Here is a 13,761-nt window from a genome sequence, read left to right as displayed (position 1 = left end):
CGCACGGAACGGGCTTCGTCCGGGTCCGCCGCGGTGCCGGACGGCGGTCGTGCGGATGCGGTGCGCCCTCGGGACTCATACGGTGGTCTCACACTGGCTGGTCACCGCATGCCGTGGTAAGCGCGCAGAGGTACCGGGGGAGCGCGCTCCGTGTCGTTGCCGTGACCTGTGAAACAGGCGGCGGGGCGCCGGAGACCGAGGTGCCATGACTATGCGGGCGAAGCCCGGCGCGACACGGGCCGTTCCCCAGGCGGAGTTCACCCTGCGGGTCAACAACACCGAGTACCCGCTGTGCGTGGACACACGTGTCACCCTGCTCGACGCGCTGCGCGACCGGCTGGGTCTGACCGGTACCAAGAAGGGCTGTGACCAGGGCACCTGCGGTGCCTGTACGGTCCACGTCGACGGCAAACGAGTGCTGTCGTGTCTGACGCTCGCCGCACAGTGCGACGGCCGGGACGTGACGACCATCGAAGGCGTCGGCACCGCCGAGCAACTGCATCCGGTGCAGGAGGCGTTTCTGCGGCACGACGGCTTCCAGTGCGGTTACTGCACGCCGGGACAGATCATGTCCGCTCTCGGCCTGCTGTCCGAGGACAGAGCGGGGACGCCCGAGGACATCCGGGAGTACATGAGCGGGAACATATGTCGCTGCGGCGCCTACGAGAACATCGTGGCCGCGATCCGGGAAGCGGCCGGTGATCACGATGAGACCCTTTGAGTACGTACAGGTTCGTGAGGTGTCCGCGGCCCTGGCCGAGGCGGAGGCGCACGTCGAAGCCGACTTCCTCGCCGGTGGCACCACCGAGCTGGACCTGATGAAGGACGGCGTGCTGCGGCCCAGCCACCTCATCGACATCACCCGGCTGCCGCTGCGCGGCGTGGTGGAGCGCCAGGGCGCACTGGTCGTCGGAGCGCTGGTCACGATGGAGGAGCTGGCGGCCGAACCCACTGTCGTACGTCGCCTGCCCTTCGTCCGGGAGGCCCTGCTGCGCAGCGCCTCCGTCCAGCTGCGCAACATGGCGACGATCGGCGGCAACCTGCTGCAGCGCACTCGCTGCCGGTACTTCCGCGATCCGACGGTGGCGGCCTGCAACAAGCGCGAGCGCGGCACCGGGTGTGCCGCCCTCACCGGCGCACACCGCACCCACGCGGTGCTGGGCACCAGCACGCACTGCATCGCCACGCACGCCTCCGACGTCGCGGTCGCGCTGATCGCCATGGACGCGATCGTGCACGTCACCGGCGCACACGGCCACCGCGAGATCCCGCTGAGCGGCTTCTACCGGACCCCGGGCGACACCCCGGACGTGGAGAACGACCTGCGCCACGGAGAGCTCGTCACCGCCGTGGAGATACCGCTGTTGCCGGAGGGCGCCCGGTCGGACTATCTGAAGGTGCGCGACCGGACGAGCTACGAGTTCGCGCTGGCCTCCGCCGCGGTGGCCGTGGTACTCGGCGACGGCGACGTCATCCGCTGGGCCCGGGTGGGTCTGGGCGGTGTGGCGACGGTGCCCTGGCGCGCCCTGGAGGCGGAGGCGGTGCTCACCGGCAGCCGTGCGAGCGGCGAGGTGTTCGCCGGCGCCGCCAGAGCGGCCCTGGCAGGTGCCGTACCCCTGCCGCAGAACGCCTTCAAGGTGGAACTGGCCCAGCGCACGCTCGTACGCACACTGCGTACCGTCACGGGAGTCACCTCATGACGACGATCTCACGTCCCCGGCTGCTGGGGCCCGGCATGAACCGGGTCGACGGTCCGCTCAAGGTGACCGGCTCGGCCCCGTACCCCAGCGACTTCGCCTACCCAGGCATGGCCCACGCGGCCCTCGTACGCAGCACGGTGGGCTCCGGACGGATCACCGAGATCGACACGGCAGAGGCCGAACGTGCTCCCGGAGTCGTGAGCGTGCTCACCCACCTCAACGCCGGACACCTCGACCGCGGACCGATGACGCCCCTGGGTGTCTCCCCGCCCGCCCCCCTCCAGGACGACCTGATCCTGCACTACGGCCAGCAGGTCGCCGTGGTGGTCGCGGACAGCTTCGAGGAGGCCACCGAGGCGGCCGGCCTCGTCCGCGTGCACTACGCCGTGCGACCGGCCCTGCTCGAACTGGACGACCCCGGTGCCGAACTGCGCACGAACCCCTGGAAGCGGGACGCCGCCTGGGGAGACGCGGCAGGGGCGCTGGCCACCGCCGAGGTACGGGTGGACGAGACCTACTTCACGGCGGACAACACCAACAACCCGATGGGCCCTCTCACCACCGTCGCCCGCTGGGAGGGCGACACCCTCCTGATCAACAACTCGACCCAGTGGGCGTCTCTGGAGAGCACTTCTCTGGCGGTGACCTTCGGCATCCCCGAGGAGAACGTCCACGTCACGGCGCCCTACGTCGGCGGAGGATTCGGAGCCGGACTGCGGGTCTGGTCCCATGTGATCCTGACGGCGCTGGCCGCCCGGGTGACCGGGCGCCCCGTGAAACTCGCCTTGACCCGGCCGCAGATGTTCACCGCCTGCGGCCACCGCCCGAAGGGCCGGCAGCGGATACGGCTCGGCGCGACGCGCGACGGCCGTCTCGTCGCCATCGACCACGAGGCACTGACCGCCGCCGCCATGGACGACGACAACTTCGAACCCACCGCGACCGTGTCCGCCACGTCCTACGCCTGCCCGAACGTCGCCACCCACGACACACAGGCCCGCCTCAACATCCCCGTCCCGAACTCCATGCGCGGCCCGGGCGCGGCGACGGGCAATTACGCACTGGAATGCGCGATGGACGAGCTCGCGTACAAGCTCGGCATGGACCCGCTCGAGCTGCGCCTGCGCAACGACGCCGACCCGCATCCCCCGACGGGCCTGCCCTGGTCCAGCCGCGCGCACCGGGAATGCCTCGAACGCGGCGCCGAACTCTTCGGCTGGTCCCGGCGCACGCACGAGCCGCGCTCGATGCGCGAGGACGGGATGCTGGTCGGGTACGGGCTGGCGGCCGTCGGCTACCCGTGGTTCCGCGCCCGCTGTCTGGCACGGGTCACGATCCGCCGCGACGGCACCGCGTACGTGTGCAGCGCCGGGACGGAGATCGGCAACGGCGCGTACACCGTCTTCGTCCAGCTGTCGGCGGAACTGCTGGGCCTGGATCCCGCACAGGTCACCGTCGGGCTCGGCGACTCCACCATGCCGCTCGCTCCCCAGACGGGCGGATCCGGACTCACGAGCGCCATCGGCAGCGCGATCCACGAAGCCTGCCGGAACGTCATCGGCGCCGTTCTGGACCTGGTGGCCGACGACACCGGCTCCCCGCTGCACGGCTGCACGGTCGACGACGTCGAGGCAGCCGACGGAGGCGTCCGGCGGCGCGACGACCCGTCCCGGTTCGCGTCGTACCGCGACATCCTGGCCCGGCTCCACCGGCCCGACCTCACGGCCGAGGGCGAGAGCGTCCCCGGTACGCCGCAGGACCTGGGCATGGCGCCGGCCGGCGCGTTCGGCGCGAAGTACGTCGAGGTGCGGGTGGACCCGGACCTGGGCCGCATCCGGGTCGCCCGGGCCGTCTCCGTCATCGACGGCGGACGCATCCTCAACGAGAAGACCGCGCGCAGCCAGATCATCGGAGGGACCGTCGGCGGCATCGGCATGGCCCTCTTTGAGGAGACCGTGAGTGACGCCCCGACCGGACGCATCGCCAACGCCACCCTCGGCGACTACATCGTGCCGGTCAATGCCGACATCCCCGACATGCAGGTCGAATTCGTCGGCTCGTGGGACCGCGCCAACCCCATCGGCACCAAGGGCATCGGAGAGATCGGCCTGGTCGGCCTGGCACCCGCCATCGCCAACGGCATCTTCCACGCGACCGGACGTCGTATCCGGTCCCTGCCCATCACCATGGACCAACTGCTGTGAAGCGGTGGAAGGATGCGGCGAATCCATGACCCCCGACGAACTGCGTGCCGCACTCATCGGAACCTGGCGCCTGGTCTCCTACGAGGCCACCGGCGTCGAGGACGGAGAAGTGGTGCGACCCTACGGTGAACACCCGCTCGGCCTGATCATGTACACCGCTGACGGATACATGTCCGCCCAGATCACCACCCCGGACCGGCCGCTGTTCGCGGAGCAGCGGCAGGAGTACGGCAGCCCCGAGGAGCTGGCCGAGGCCGCCCGTCACTACCTGGCCTACACCGGCTCCTACCGGGTGCCGGACGGAGAGACCGTCGTGCACGAGGTCGCCCTCTGCCTGTACCCGAACTGGATGGGCGACGGCCAGACCAGGGTGGCACGCCTGGACGGAAGGACGCTGCAACTGGCGCCGCCCGTGCCCCTGAGCGTCCAGGGCAAACCCCGTACGGGCGTCCTGACCTGGGAACGCGCGGAACCGCGCTGATCTTGCTCGGAAATGTCGAAGGTCCCGCCCCTGGATCACAGGGGCGGGACCGGCAGAGCAGACGAGGTCTGCCCCGGCAGGTGACGCCTCGCGGACGCCGACTAGTCACGGCGGGACACAGTTAGCCGGTCGGCATCAGCGTTGCGCAGATACTTGCACGGTGCAGCATAGTGGGCGTTTCGGGCTCACTCGGCAGCGGGCGCATATACGTATCTGGCTCCGGTCGTCGAACACATGGCAACGGCTCAGCCGTCGTGGGCAAGCTCCCGCATCATCATGATCGACGACGGGTCCAGCGCCCGGTGCGTGCCGATATGTCCTTGTGGGCCGCGAGGTACTGCTTTCCCTGCCACAGCGGTATCAGCCGGGCGTCACCCGCGAGGATCTGCTGGACCTCCCGGAACTGCGGAACCGCATAGGTGCGATCGATCTCCCGCCGCGACTCCGGCAGCGGTTTGTCGGTGATCTGCGGCGACTCGTACGGGGTCCCCAGGGCGTTCTGGGCGCTCACGAAGGGACTGATGTAGTTGTCGGCGTCGGGGAAGTCGGGATACCAGCCACGCCCGAACACCGGATACTCGCCCTTCTCATAGCCGTCCACGAACGTCGTCCAGGGACGGCCTTTGAGCGTCACCGTGAAGAGCCCGGAGGCTTCGAGCTGGCGCTGGGGACCGGCCGGTGCACGAGGCCGGAGTGCGCCGGCGTCTTCGAGCCTGCCCGGGCACTGGGCGGTGTGGGCCGGCGGACGCCGATGGTCCAGCGGTGGACTCGGGTTCGGCAGTGGGAGGGGAACCGCCGTGCCGCGTACTGGATCGACTGCCAGGCACGCCTCCACGGAATGATCACGAAACGCTGCCCCAGGAGGGTTCACCGAAACCACGGGACCGTCAGGGACTTGACCGGCAGCGAGGCGGCCGAGGCCGGGTGCCCGCCGCGGTGTCAGGGGGCGCCCGCACCCCGGTGGCTGTTCTGTGTCGGCACGCGTTCTGCACGTTCGCCGCGCTGCGGTTTTCGGCGGGTGCCACGGCGGACGGGCTAGTCCGCAGTCGTGGATGAGCCCGTGATGCGGACCAGCAGCATGGCGATGTCGTCGATGCGCGGGTGGTGCGATGCATCGCCGAGGAGGGTTTCGGTGAGGTCTTCGAGGTCGTCGTCCGGGGCCTGGGCCAGCCGGTCGGCGAGGGCGGCGACGGCATCGTCGATGTCGATGCCCGGTGCTTCGACGAGCCCGTCGGTGTAGAGCGCCAGCGTGAGGCCGGAGGACAACGGAACGCCCACGGCCGGGTAGTCGGCGTCCGCGACGATACCGAGCAGCGGTCCCGGGGGGAGGGCGAGAGCTTCCGTACGGCCGTCCGGATGGCGTAGCAGGGGCGGAAGGTGTCCGGCCGTGGCCACGAGGGCGCGGTGCCGGGCCAGATCGAGCTGGATACAGAGGCAGCTGGCGAAGAGGCCGGGATTCAAGTCGCACATCACCTGGTTGGTACGGGTCAGGAGATCGTCCGGCCGCATGCCGACGACGGCGTGGGTGTGAACGGCGGTGCGTAGCTGGCCCATCAGGGCCGCGGCCCGGACGTTGTGGCCCTGGACGTCGCCGATGACCGCTGTGGCGGTTGTGGCGCCGCAACGGATGAGGTCGTAGAAATCGCCGCCGACATCCATACCGTGAGCCGCGGGCAGGTAGCGGGCGGCGGCCCGCAGGCCGGGAACGTCAGGGAGCCGTTGCGGCAGCAGACCGGTCTGCAGGGTGCGGGCGAGATCGTCGCTGGCCTCGTGCAGACAGGCCCTGTCCAGGGCCTGGGCGACCAGTCCGGCCACTGAGATCAGGAGATTGCGTTCCGTCGGCGGGAACCGCCGGGTCCGATCGAAGGACAGTACGAGGATTCCCACCGGCCGGCCGCGGATCACCAGCGGCAGAAACGCCCATGCGTTTCTGGTCCCGTACTGGACGGCGTCCGGGTACGTCTGCTGGAACTCGGCGAAACTGCCGAAGAACAAGGGGCTGTGGCCGGTCAGGGCGTTTGCGGGCGGATTGTCGGAGGCCAGGGACTGGCCGTCGAAGAGGGACAGGAAGGCTGTGCTGTAGCCGCGGTGACCGACGATCCGCAGCCGTCCTTCGGACGCGGTCATCAGGATCAGGCCCGCGGCGCCGAAGGCGGGCAGGAGCTGGTTGGCGAGGGTCTCGGCCACGTCGCTCACCCGCACCGTCTCCGTGAGACCTGCCGCCAGGTGCATCAACTGGTGGAACGGCTTGATCTCGCTCGGTTCCACGAGAGGCAGGACGTGTCGGCGCTGACCGGCCGGCGACTCCTGGGCGAGGGACGCCATATGGATGCTGACACCGGAGGCGTCCGGGTAGAGCTCGAAGGACAGGCACACGTCGGGTGCGCGTGTGACGGTGAAGTGAACGGGCCGGTGGCCGATGACCGCGGCACGGAACCGGTCCTCGAAGCCGGGACCACCGAGCCACCGCAGACGGTCCCACGGTCGTGCACCCAGCAGGTCGGCGGCGCCCACTCCGAGCAGGTCGCATGCCGCATCGCTGACGAAGGTGGTCCGGCCTTCCAGATCCAGGGACATCGCCCCCGGCAGGCGCACGGCGTAGTCATGAGCCGCCAGTGCTTCGGCCTGATCGGGGGTGTGGGGCTGTTCCGCCGCCAGGGTCATGGGACGTTTCCCGGGCAACAGGGGATGTCCGCGTCGCGTCGAGCGCTCCAGCAACATGCCCGCTCGGTGGCAGAACGCCTCGATCGCCGCCGTTTCCTCCGTGCTCAGGTGTCCGGGATGCGAGGGCGGCCACAACAGGCAGACCGCACCCCGCACGGCCTCACCGGCGAAGACCGGGGCGGCCGCCACGGCGTGCTCGGGAACCATGAGGGCGAGCCGGGGATAGTGCAGTGCCAGCCCCTCGGAGTCGCCGACCCAGACCATGCGCCGCTCGCGCGTCGCCTCGGCGGCCGGGATCGCCTCTTCCACATGGATCCGTGCCCAGGGGGAGAGAACGGTCCAGGACGTGCCGTACAGCATCGACAACTGCAGCACCGGCTCCTCGGGCGACAGAAGGAACAGCATCGCGCTCGAGGCGCCGGCGTCCGTCACCAGACGCCGGAAGAGAGCGGCCAGCTCCTCCCAGTCCCGTGCGGAGCCCGACGCGGCAGACACTACGACCGTCACCGACCTTTCTGGACACCGGGCACACGGTCGGTCACCGCGTACCCGGCAGGCTCCGGTCTGGTGCCGACCCGGCCGAGAGGGCCATCCGTGCATAAGACATACACCGACAATAGCTATGTAGATTTATGAAAGCTCTGCAAAAGGGTGTAATCGCCCTTGAGACACCTGCACGGGGGCAGTGCCGGGGCGGCTGACATACGGGCATCGCCGGTTCCGGACCCGAGACGGTACCGGAACCGGCTGTGTGCCGATCGCCTATCGCCGGCGTCGTCCCACCAGGACGATGCCACCGATCACGATGGCCGCGACGACGAACGCAGTGACGGCGTACACCGCCACCGGGGGAATGCGCTGCTCGGTGATGGCCATGATGAGGGGGTGGGTGCGCACAGTGTTCCTCTTCGCGTAGTCGTCCGTCACCGCTCGGAATCCCTGGTCTGCCGGAGGCGATCCGCGCGGTGGTCTTCGTCATGACCTGGTCGCGACGGAGGCCGGGTTCCCGTGACGGCGATCACAGTGCTCAACATGGTCGGCCCATGTCCTGCGCAACGACCTCAAGTGACACCGCACCGGCTACCGGACCAGCGGTGGCGCATGCCCGCGCCCATCTCGAATGCGGCAGCAGCGGCAACAGCCGCCCGATGCTCCCGGTTTCCGACTCGCCGCGGCCCGAGCAGCGCGTAGCGCCCGCGGCCCGGACGGCATCTGCCGTCCGGGCCGCGGGCGCGCGACAACTCTCCGAAGCAGAGCTTCACTCCGGTCCCTGAGTTCTACGTGTCACACCTTGCCGCCGGAGGGCAGCTGGCCGATCTTGTCGGCCACACCCCGGTCGAGCACCGCGGAGATACCGGTGAGCTGGCCCGCCTTGCCCGCCTTGCTGTCCTTGACCAGGTAGCTGCGCTCACCGAGGTAGGTGTGCGTGGTCTTGTCGAAGATGTATTCGGTGCGTTCGTTCAGGGACTCGAAGGCCAGGGCGTCGCCGTGGCGGCCCGCGGCGTCGACGGCGTTGTGCACCACCTCCACGCCGGGGATCTTCCCGGCGGCCAGCCAGATGGCCGCCTCCACCTTCGGTGGGACGATCGTCTCGCCGATCGTCTCGCCGACCCAGTCGAAGGCCGCGGCGTCATGGCCGGGAGCGCGACCCTTGGTGGTGGTGTAGATCTTCTTCAGCAGGGCGTCGGGGTCGGTGGGCAGCGCGGCCACCTGCGCGTACGTCGTGTTGCCGGCACCCGGGGTCGTCGGCGCGCCACCGTCGATGCTGACCTGTGCGCTGCCACCGCCGAGGTTCTCGTCCTCGCCGCCCTCGCGGATCAGCCCGGGGCGGGTGGGGTTCTCCGGCAGCCAGACCTGGCGCTCGTGCACGGCGTCCAGCTTGATCGGGCCGTCCATGGTGCGCTCATGGATCTGACGGCTGAAGCCGACCTCGCTCTTGACGTAGACGTACTGGTCGGCGCGGATCGTCAGCGGCTTGCTCTCGCCGGTGGCGGCGGCGACCTGCTGCACCAGCTCGGCGGTTCCCTGGGCCGAGGCGGGCAGCACCTTCACCACGGGAGCGAGGGCGACGGACGGCGCGGCAGGGGTGGTGGAGCCGGTGACGTTCAGGACCACGGCGGTTGCCACGGCGGCGACGGCCACCGGTATGGCCACCAGGCGCCAGCGCGGGCGGCGGGGGGCAATGGCCACGGGAGCCGCTTCGGTACGAGTGATCTCACGCATCAGGTGTTCCTCGAGAAGTGCCGTTCGGGCGGAGGAGAGGCCGTGCGTCGCGGTGGAAGGAAACTGATCCGCCATGGCCTGGCGTTCGGTTTCTTCACCTCGCTGCGGGAAGGCGTTCATCGGACTGTCTCCTGTTTCGACCGGACCGCGGTAGCGCGGTCACCTCGTATCTGTTCGCGAACGGCGGGTGGTTCCCCGGCTTTTCTCTGCTTTTTCAGTTCCTCCTCGGTGAGCTGGTGCAGCCGCTTGCGGGCGCGGGCCAGCCTGGAGCGGACCGTGCCGACGGCGACGCCGAGCGCGTCGGCCGCCTCGGCGTAGCTGAGGTCGGACCACACACAGAGCAGGAAGACGTCCCGCTCGTTCTTGCGCAGCCGGGTGACGGCGGCCTTGACGGCGGTGAGTCTGTGGTCGGCGTCCAGGCGCTCGGCGACCTCGTCGGAGAAGTCGGGGATGGTGTCGAGTGCGGGCATGCGTTCCATGGCGTCCTTGTGGCGGCGCGCGGCACGGCCACGGTTGCGCAGCAGGTTCGTCGCGATGCCGTACACCCATGGGCGCACGCTGTCGTCATTGGGGTCCAGCTTCTCCCGCAGCCGCCACACCTCGAGGAACGTCAGTGACACGATTTCCTCGGCGGTCGACCAGTCACCGGTGGCGCGCATGGCATGACGGTGCACCGCTTGGGCGAGTTCCTGGAACAGTTCCCGGAACGCCTCCGGGTCGCCTGCCCGGAGCCGGGATCGTAGAGATACGTTCACGCAATGACCTGTTCGGAAAAGGCGCCCGAGTTCCCGTGAGCCATGTCACATCTGGGGGCGGCCGAGCGGCAGGGCGAGGACCATGGTGTCGGTCCCGACCCGCCGCGCTCCTCGAGTCGTCCAAGGGTGCCACGAGGCAATGAACCCATAGCGAAAGAAATAGGGTGATCTGCGCCGCAGCGGTCACGTTTCCCTCGTGGCCACGCGCACACTTCGCTTCCCGCGCGCATACGCCCGTCCGCAACGGGTTTCGCCGCTCGGTGGGCAGAGAGGTGTCCGGCACTGTGCGGGGAAACCCATGGCCGTCAGGGCGACGGCAAGTCGGGGCGGACGGGGCAGCCCGACGGCGGCTCCGGACCACCCGGCCGATCGTGGTGGCGTCCTGCCGATGCCGCATCGGCATCGGCAGGACACCTGGCCCAGGTGCCGCTCCCGCGCCGCTGTCACCCGGGGAACCGGCTCGTTCGGCCGCGGAGGTCAGCCGGCGGCGACGAACTGCGGCGCGGAGGTGGCCGCGGCGGTCGTCCTGTCACCCGAGTAGGACCAGCGCCAGTAACCGTCCTCCTCCGGCTTCACGGACGCCTGGAGGGAACCCGTGGACGCGGACCTCACCGTCCGCACCGTGGTGAAGTGGCTGCTGCCCTCCCGTCGGAACTGCAGCCGCGCGGTGACGCCCGCGTATCCGGCGCTCTGTCCGGTCTCCCAGTCCGCGCGATCGAGTGTCCCCGTCACCAGGACGCCGCCGCCGTCCTTGACCTGCTCCTTCGACGTCCGGAGCGACAGGGAGGACTCCCTCCGGATCTTGACGTTCGCATAGCGGTCGGCGTCGGTGACCTCGTGGGACGTGGACGCGCTCATCGCGTGGACGTCCACGTGCCACGTGCCCGCGTAGGAGTTGGCCCAGTCGTGGTACGAGACTTCCAGAACTTCGGTGCACGTGGTCGTGGTGGCGTTCACCTTGACGCAGTCACTGTCCGACGGAAGCAGATACGCGTCGGCGGCGTCGAAGCTCTTGCCGTGCCAGAGTGCGACATCGACGGTTTCGATGCCGGCCCTGGCCTGTGCGGTCACCGTGACGGGGATCTGGTGCGGCTGTGTGGGATCTCCGAGGACGACATTCTTGCCTTCGTTGACGACGACGTCCTCGATCCGAGGCGTGTTCGGTACGGAGCCGACAGCCGTGGCCGCCTGAGCGGCGGTGGGCAGAACGAACGCCGACAGCGCGGCCGCGCCTGACACGGCGGCCGTCGCGAATTTCCTGTGCATCGGTTTCTCCTCAACGGGTGCGTCATCCAAGTGGCCCGTGCGTCAGTCGCGGTGCCGTGAGCGGCGAGGGTTCCGGCCTGGCGGCGTTGGGTGCCGACTTTCCCCGGCGTGAGCCGTCACGACAGGGGCGATCACCGTGCGCACTGCTCAACGGCATTGGTACGAGGCCGACTCGGGCCCTCCTGTTAGGACGACGAGACTCCTCCTGGTTCCGGATCACGAAATCTCGTGAAAGTGCCTCAGATCACGTTGAGGTGGAATTCCCGATACCGTACGAAAGGGTCTTGAGCAGGCCGCTGACGAGGGCCGTGGGCAGTGGCCGAAGTGCGTGCGCGCACAGTCGGTTTGACCTCGGCCCGGCGCTCGTCGGCGTCTACCCGAGAGCCGACCCGGACTGCCACTGCTGCCAGGTCATGTTCCAGCCGTTGAGGCCGTTGTCGGGGGCGATCGTGTGGTCGTGGGAGTGCTCGACGACGACCACGTCGCCGATGAGGGAGCTGTCGTAGAACCAGGCCGCGTCCTGGCCCGGGTCGCCGCCGCCGCGGACGTCGTCCAGGCCGACACAGCCGTGACTCACGTTGGAGTGCCCGAAGACGGAGTCCGGCGCCCAGTAGTTGCCGTGGATGAAGGTGCCGGAGGTGGACAGACGCATCGCGTGCGGCACGTCGGGTATGTCGTATTCCCCCTTGTATCCCACCGTGGCACCGTCCATCCGCGTGGAGATGAGCTTTTCGGAGATCACCATCTGCCCGTTGTACGTGGTGCGGCCCGGCGCACCGGAGGTGATCGGGACCGTGCGGACCGTCCGGCCGTCACGGACGACGCGCATGGTGTGCGCGGCGGCGTCGACGGTGGAGACCTGCCGGCGGCCGATGGTGAAGCGGACCGTCTTGTCCTGGGTGCCGTACGCGTCCGCGCCGCCCTTCACGCCGTTCAGACGCAGGCTCAGGGTGACCCGCGTGTGCGCCTTCCAGTACGTCTGCGGACGCAGGTCCAGGCGCTGGTCGCCGAACCAGTGGCCCACGACCTGCTGACCGCTGTCGTCGGTGACACGTATGCCGCGTTCGACGGCCTTCTTGTCGTCGACCGGTTTGTTGAAGGTCACCGACACGGGCATGCCGACTCCGACGGTCGACCCGTCCTCGGGCGTGAACATACCGATCAGGCGCTCGTCCTTCGCGAGCGTGGTGAAGGACAGGCGCCGTGTCCGGGCCCGGCCCGCTTCGTCCGAGGCGCGGACGACCAGACGGTACGAGGTGCCGTAGGCCAGACCGGCATCCGGGGACCAGTGACGGTGATCGGCTGCCACGGTCCCTCGTACGGCTTGCCCTTCCGTGGTGGTGAGGGCGACCGACGAGATCTTCCCGCCGGAGACCTCGACATCGCCCGCGCCGCCGACGGACGCGTGGCGCTCGCCGTCGGCAGCGCCCGTGGAGAGCCGGAAGGCGGTCGCGACCTGCTGCTCGGACGACGATGTCCTGGACGGCGCTGTCTCTCGCGCGGCGGACGCGGTACGGGAGTGCGGGCCCGCGCAGGCGCTGAGGACCGACGCTCCGACTGCGGCGAGGGCGATCACGGTGAGGCGGGAAAGGGAGGGCACGCTTGCTCCTGGGGACCGGGGGACTGTCATCGGGCGAGAGAGGCCGCGTCGCCCATGACGACGACGGGGTGGTCGGCGGGATCGAGCGCGCGCAGCAACTGCTTCATATGTGTCCTGGAGAGGCTGACGCAGGCGTGCGTGGGGCCGCCGTGGTCGACGTGGATCCATATGCCCCCGCCGCGGTTCGCGCCCATCGGGTGGGTGCCGTCCATCGGTGACGTACCGGGCTGCCGGTTGTAGTTGATGGCGATGACGTAGTCGAACGCGCCGCTGAGTGGTTCGCCCTCGAAGCCGCTGCCGCTGACGGAGAAGGCACCGGACTGGTGGTAGGGCAGCTTGCCGCCGGGGTCGCCCAGGCGGCCGCCCGCGTCGGTGAGACCGAACACCCCTATGGGGCTGTGCAGATCGCCCGCGTAGTGCTCGTCGGTCCAGCCCTTGTAGCCGTTGTGAGCGGCCCACACCGTCCCGGGGCGCCAGCCGCCGTCGACACGCTGCCAGAGCACGGCCTTCGAGGACGCGGAGTTCTTCCCGGCTCCCGTGACCAGGAGGACCTGCCGGGTGTCGTCCGGGACGTGCGCCGACGTCCTGGGACCGAGCCCCGGCAGTTGGGCGGGGAACTCCGGCCGCGACTGAACCGTCGCCCGTGGTGTGGCAGGGGTGGGCACCGGCTGTGCGGTGGCGGCCCGGGCGGCTTCCTGGACGACCGAGGCCTTGCCGGAGACCGGGGTGGGGGTGTCCTCGGGGATGTAGTGATAGGCGGCGACGCCCAGTGCGGAGACGATGATCGCCGCGGTCGCCGAGAGGGTGGCCCTGTGGAGGCGCATGGGAGCAGGCTTTCTCAAGAGGACGGGAGAACTTGGGGCCGGCC

At 69.5% G+C, this 13,761-nt stretch carries 11 protein-coding genes and 1 pseudogene; 4 read left to right on the top strand and 8 right to left on the bottom strand.

The window, feature by feature from the left end; all coding sequences use genetic code 11:
- The first annotated feature begins 205 nt into the window (after positions 1-205).
- From ACGFZQ_RS36160 to ACGFZQ_RS36145, 4 genes are read left to right on the top strand one after another with little or no spacing between them, the layout of a single operon-like run.
- Positions 206-721 carry a (2Fe-2S)-binding protein gene (locus ACGFZQ_RS36160; protein ID WP_294010357.1) on the top strand — a complete coding sequence of 172 codons (516 nt, stop codon included), beginning with the start codon at positions 206-208 and terminating at the stop codon, positions 719-721.
- Positions 708-1,700: an FAD binding domain-containing protein gene (locus ACGFZQ_RS36155; protein ID WP_393843910.1), complete on the top strand. Its 993-nt coding sequence runs from the start codon at positions 708-710 to the stop codon at positions 1,698-1,700. Before ACGFZQ_RS36160 ends, ACGFZQ_RS36155 begins: the two co-directional genes overlap by 14 nt.
- Positions 1,697-3,904 (top strand): xanthine dehydrogenase family protein molybdopterin-binding subunit, encoded by a 2,208-nt coding sequence (locus ACGFZQ_RS36150; RefSeq protein WP_393843909.1) that lies wholly within the window; start codon positions 1,697-1,699, stop codon positions 3,902-3,904. The genes ACGFZQ_RS36155 and ACGFZQ_RS36150 overlap by 4 nt, the downstream gene beginning before the upstream one ends.
- A 25-nt stretch (positions 3,905-3,929) precedes the next feature.
- Complete coding sequence (locus tag ACGFZQ_RS36145; protein WP_393843908.1) at positions 3,930-4,385, top strand: lipocalin-like domain-containing protein; 456 nt, start codon at positions 3,930-3,932, stop codon at positions 4,383-4,385.
- Positions 4,386-4,630: 245 nt separating this feature from the next.
- On the opposite strand, the pseudogene ACGFZQ_RS36140 reads toward ACGFZQ_RS36145, so the two are convergent.
- The 8 genes and pseudogenes from ACGFZQ_RS36140 to ACGFZQ_RS36105 form a co-directional block, all read right to left on the bottom strand.
- Positions 4,631-5,052, bottom strand: a pseudogene (locus ACGFZQ_RS36140) (peptide-binding protein); the annotation flags it as partial.
- A gap of 368 nt (positions 5,053-5,420) precedes the next feature.
- On the bottom strand, positions 5,421-7,556 hold the full coding sequence (locus ACGFZQ_RS36135; RefSeq protein WP_393843907.1) for a SpoIIE family protein phosphatase: 2,136 nt from the start codon (positions 7,554-7,556) through the stop codon (positions 5,421-5,423).
- A 255-nt stretch (positions 7,557-7,811) separates the two neighbouring features.
- Positions 7,812-7,976: a hypothetical protein gene (locus ACGFZQ_RS36130; RefSeq protein WP_393843906.1), complete on the bottom strand. Its 165-nt coding sequence runs from the start codon at positions 7,974-7,976 to the stop codon at positions 7,812-7,814.
- A gap of 357 nt (positions 7,977-8,333) precedes the next feature.
- Complete coding sequence (locus ACGFZQ_RS36125) at positions 8,334-9,347, bottom strand: CU044_5270 family protein (RefSeq protein ID WP_393844065.1); 1,014 nt, start codon at positions 9,345-9,347, stop codon at positions 8,334-8,336.
- A gap of 41 nt (positions 9,348-9,388) precedes the next feature.
- Positions 9,389-10,027 carry an RNA polymerase sigma factor gene (locus ACGFZQ_RS36120; protein WP_393843905.1) on the bottom strand — a complete coding sequence of 213 codons (639 nt, stop codon included), beginning with the start codon at positions 10,025-10,027 and terminating at the stop codon, positions 9,389-9,391.
- 477 nt (positions 10,028-10,504) lie between these two features.
- Positions 10,505-11,293 (bottom strand): DUF5707 domain-containing protein, encoded by a 789-nt coding sequence (locus ACGFZQ_RS36115; protein ID WP_393843904.1) that lies wholly within the window; start codon positions 11,291-11,293, stop codon positions 10,505-10,507.
- A gap of 373 nt (positions 11,294-11,666) precedes the next feature.
- Positions 11,667-12,923 (bottom strand): Ig-like domain-containing protein, encoded by a 1,257-nt coding sequence (locus ACGFZQ_RS36110; protein ID WP_393843903.1) that lies wholly within the window; start codon positions 12,921-12,923, stop codon positions 11,667-11,669.
- Positions 12,920-13,717, bottom strand: a complete 798-nt coding sequence (locus ACGFZQ_RS36105; protein ID WP_393843902.1) for a L,D-transpeptidase family protein — start codon at positions 13,715-13,717, stop codon at positions 12,920-12,922. Before ACGFZQ_RS36105 ends, ACGFZQ_RS36110 begins: the two co-directional genes overlap by 4 nt.
- Positions 13,718-13,761 lie beyond the last annotated feature (44 nt).

The organism is Streptomyces sp. NPDC048254, from assembly GCF_043201895.1.
GTDB lineage: Bacteria > Actinomycetota > Actinomycetes > Streptomycetales > Streptomycetaceae > Streptomyces.
Note: the sequence above shows the minus strand (reverse complement) of the source record. Positions and strands in the feature narration are given on the sequence as shown.

Bases quoted from the DNA above. Each gene is read 5' to 3' on its own strand.
- ACGFZQ_RS36160 (WP_294010357.1), top strand. From the start codon at position 206: ATGACTATGCGGGCGAAGCCCGGCGCGACACGGGCCGTTCCCCAGGCG.
- ACGFZQ_RS36155 (WP_393843910.1), top strand. From the start codon at position 708: ATGAGACCCTTTGAGTACGTACAGGTTCGTGAGGTGTCCGCGGCCCTG.
- ACGFZQ_RS36150 (WP_393843909.1), top strand. From the start codon at position 1,697: ATGACGACGATCTCACGTCCCCGGCTGCTGGGGCCCGGCATGAACCGG.
- ACGFZQ_RS36145 (WP_393843908.1), top strand. From the start codon at position 3,930: ATGACCCCCGACGAACTGCGTGCCGCACTCATCGGAACCTGGCGCCTG.
- ACGFZQ_RS36125 (WP_393844065.1), bottom strand. From the start codon at position 9,347: ATGGCGGATCAGTTTCCTTCCACCGCGACGCACGGCCTCTCCTCCGCC.
- ACGFZQ_RS36115 (WP_393843904.1), bottom strand. From the start codon at position 11,293: ATGCACAGGAAATTCGCGACGGCCGCCGTGTCAGGCGCGGCCGCGCTG.
- ACGFZQ_RS36110 (WP_393843903.1), bottom strand. From the start codon at position 12,923: ATGACAGTCCCCCGGTCCCCAGGAGCAAGCGTGCCCTCCCTTTCCCGC.
- ACGFZQ_RS36105 (WP_393843902.1), bottom strand. From the start codon at position 13,717: ATGCGCCTCCACAGGGCCACCCTCTCGGCGACCGCGGCGATCATCGTC.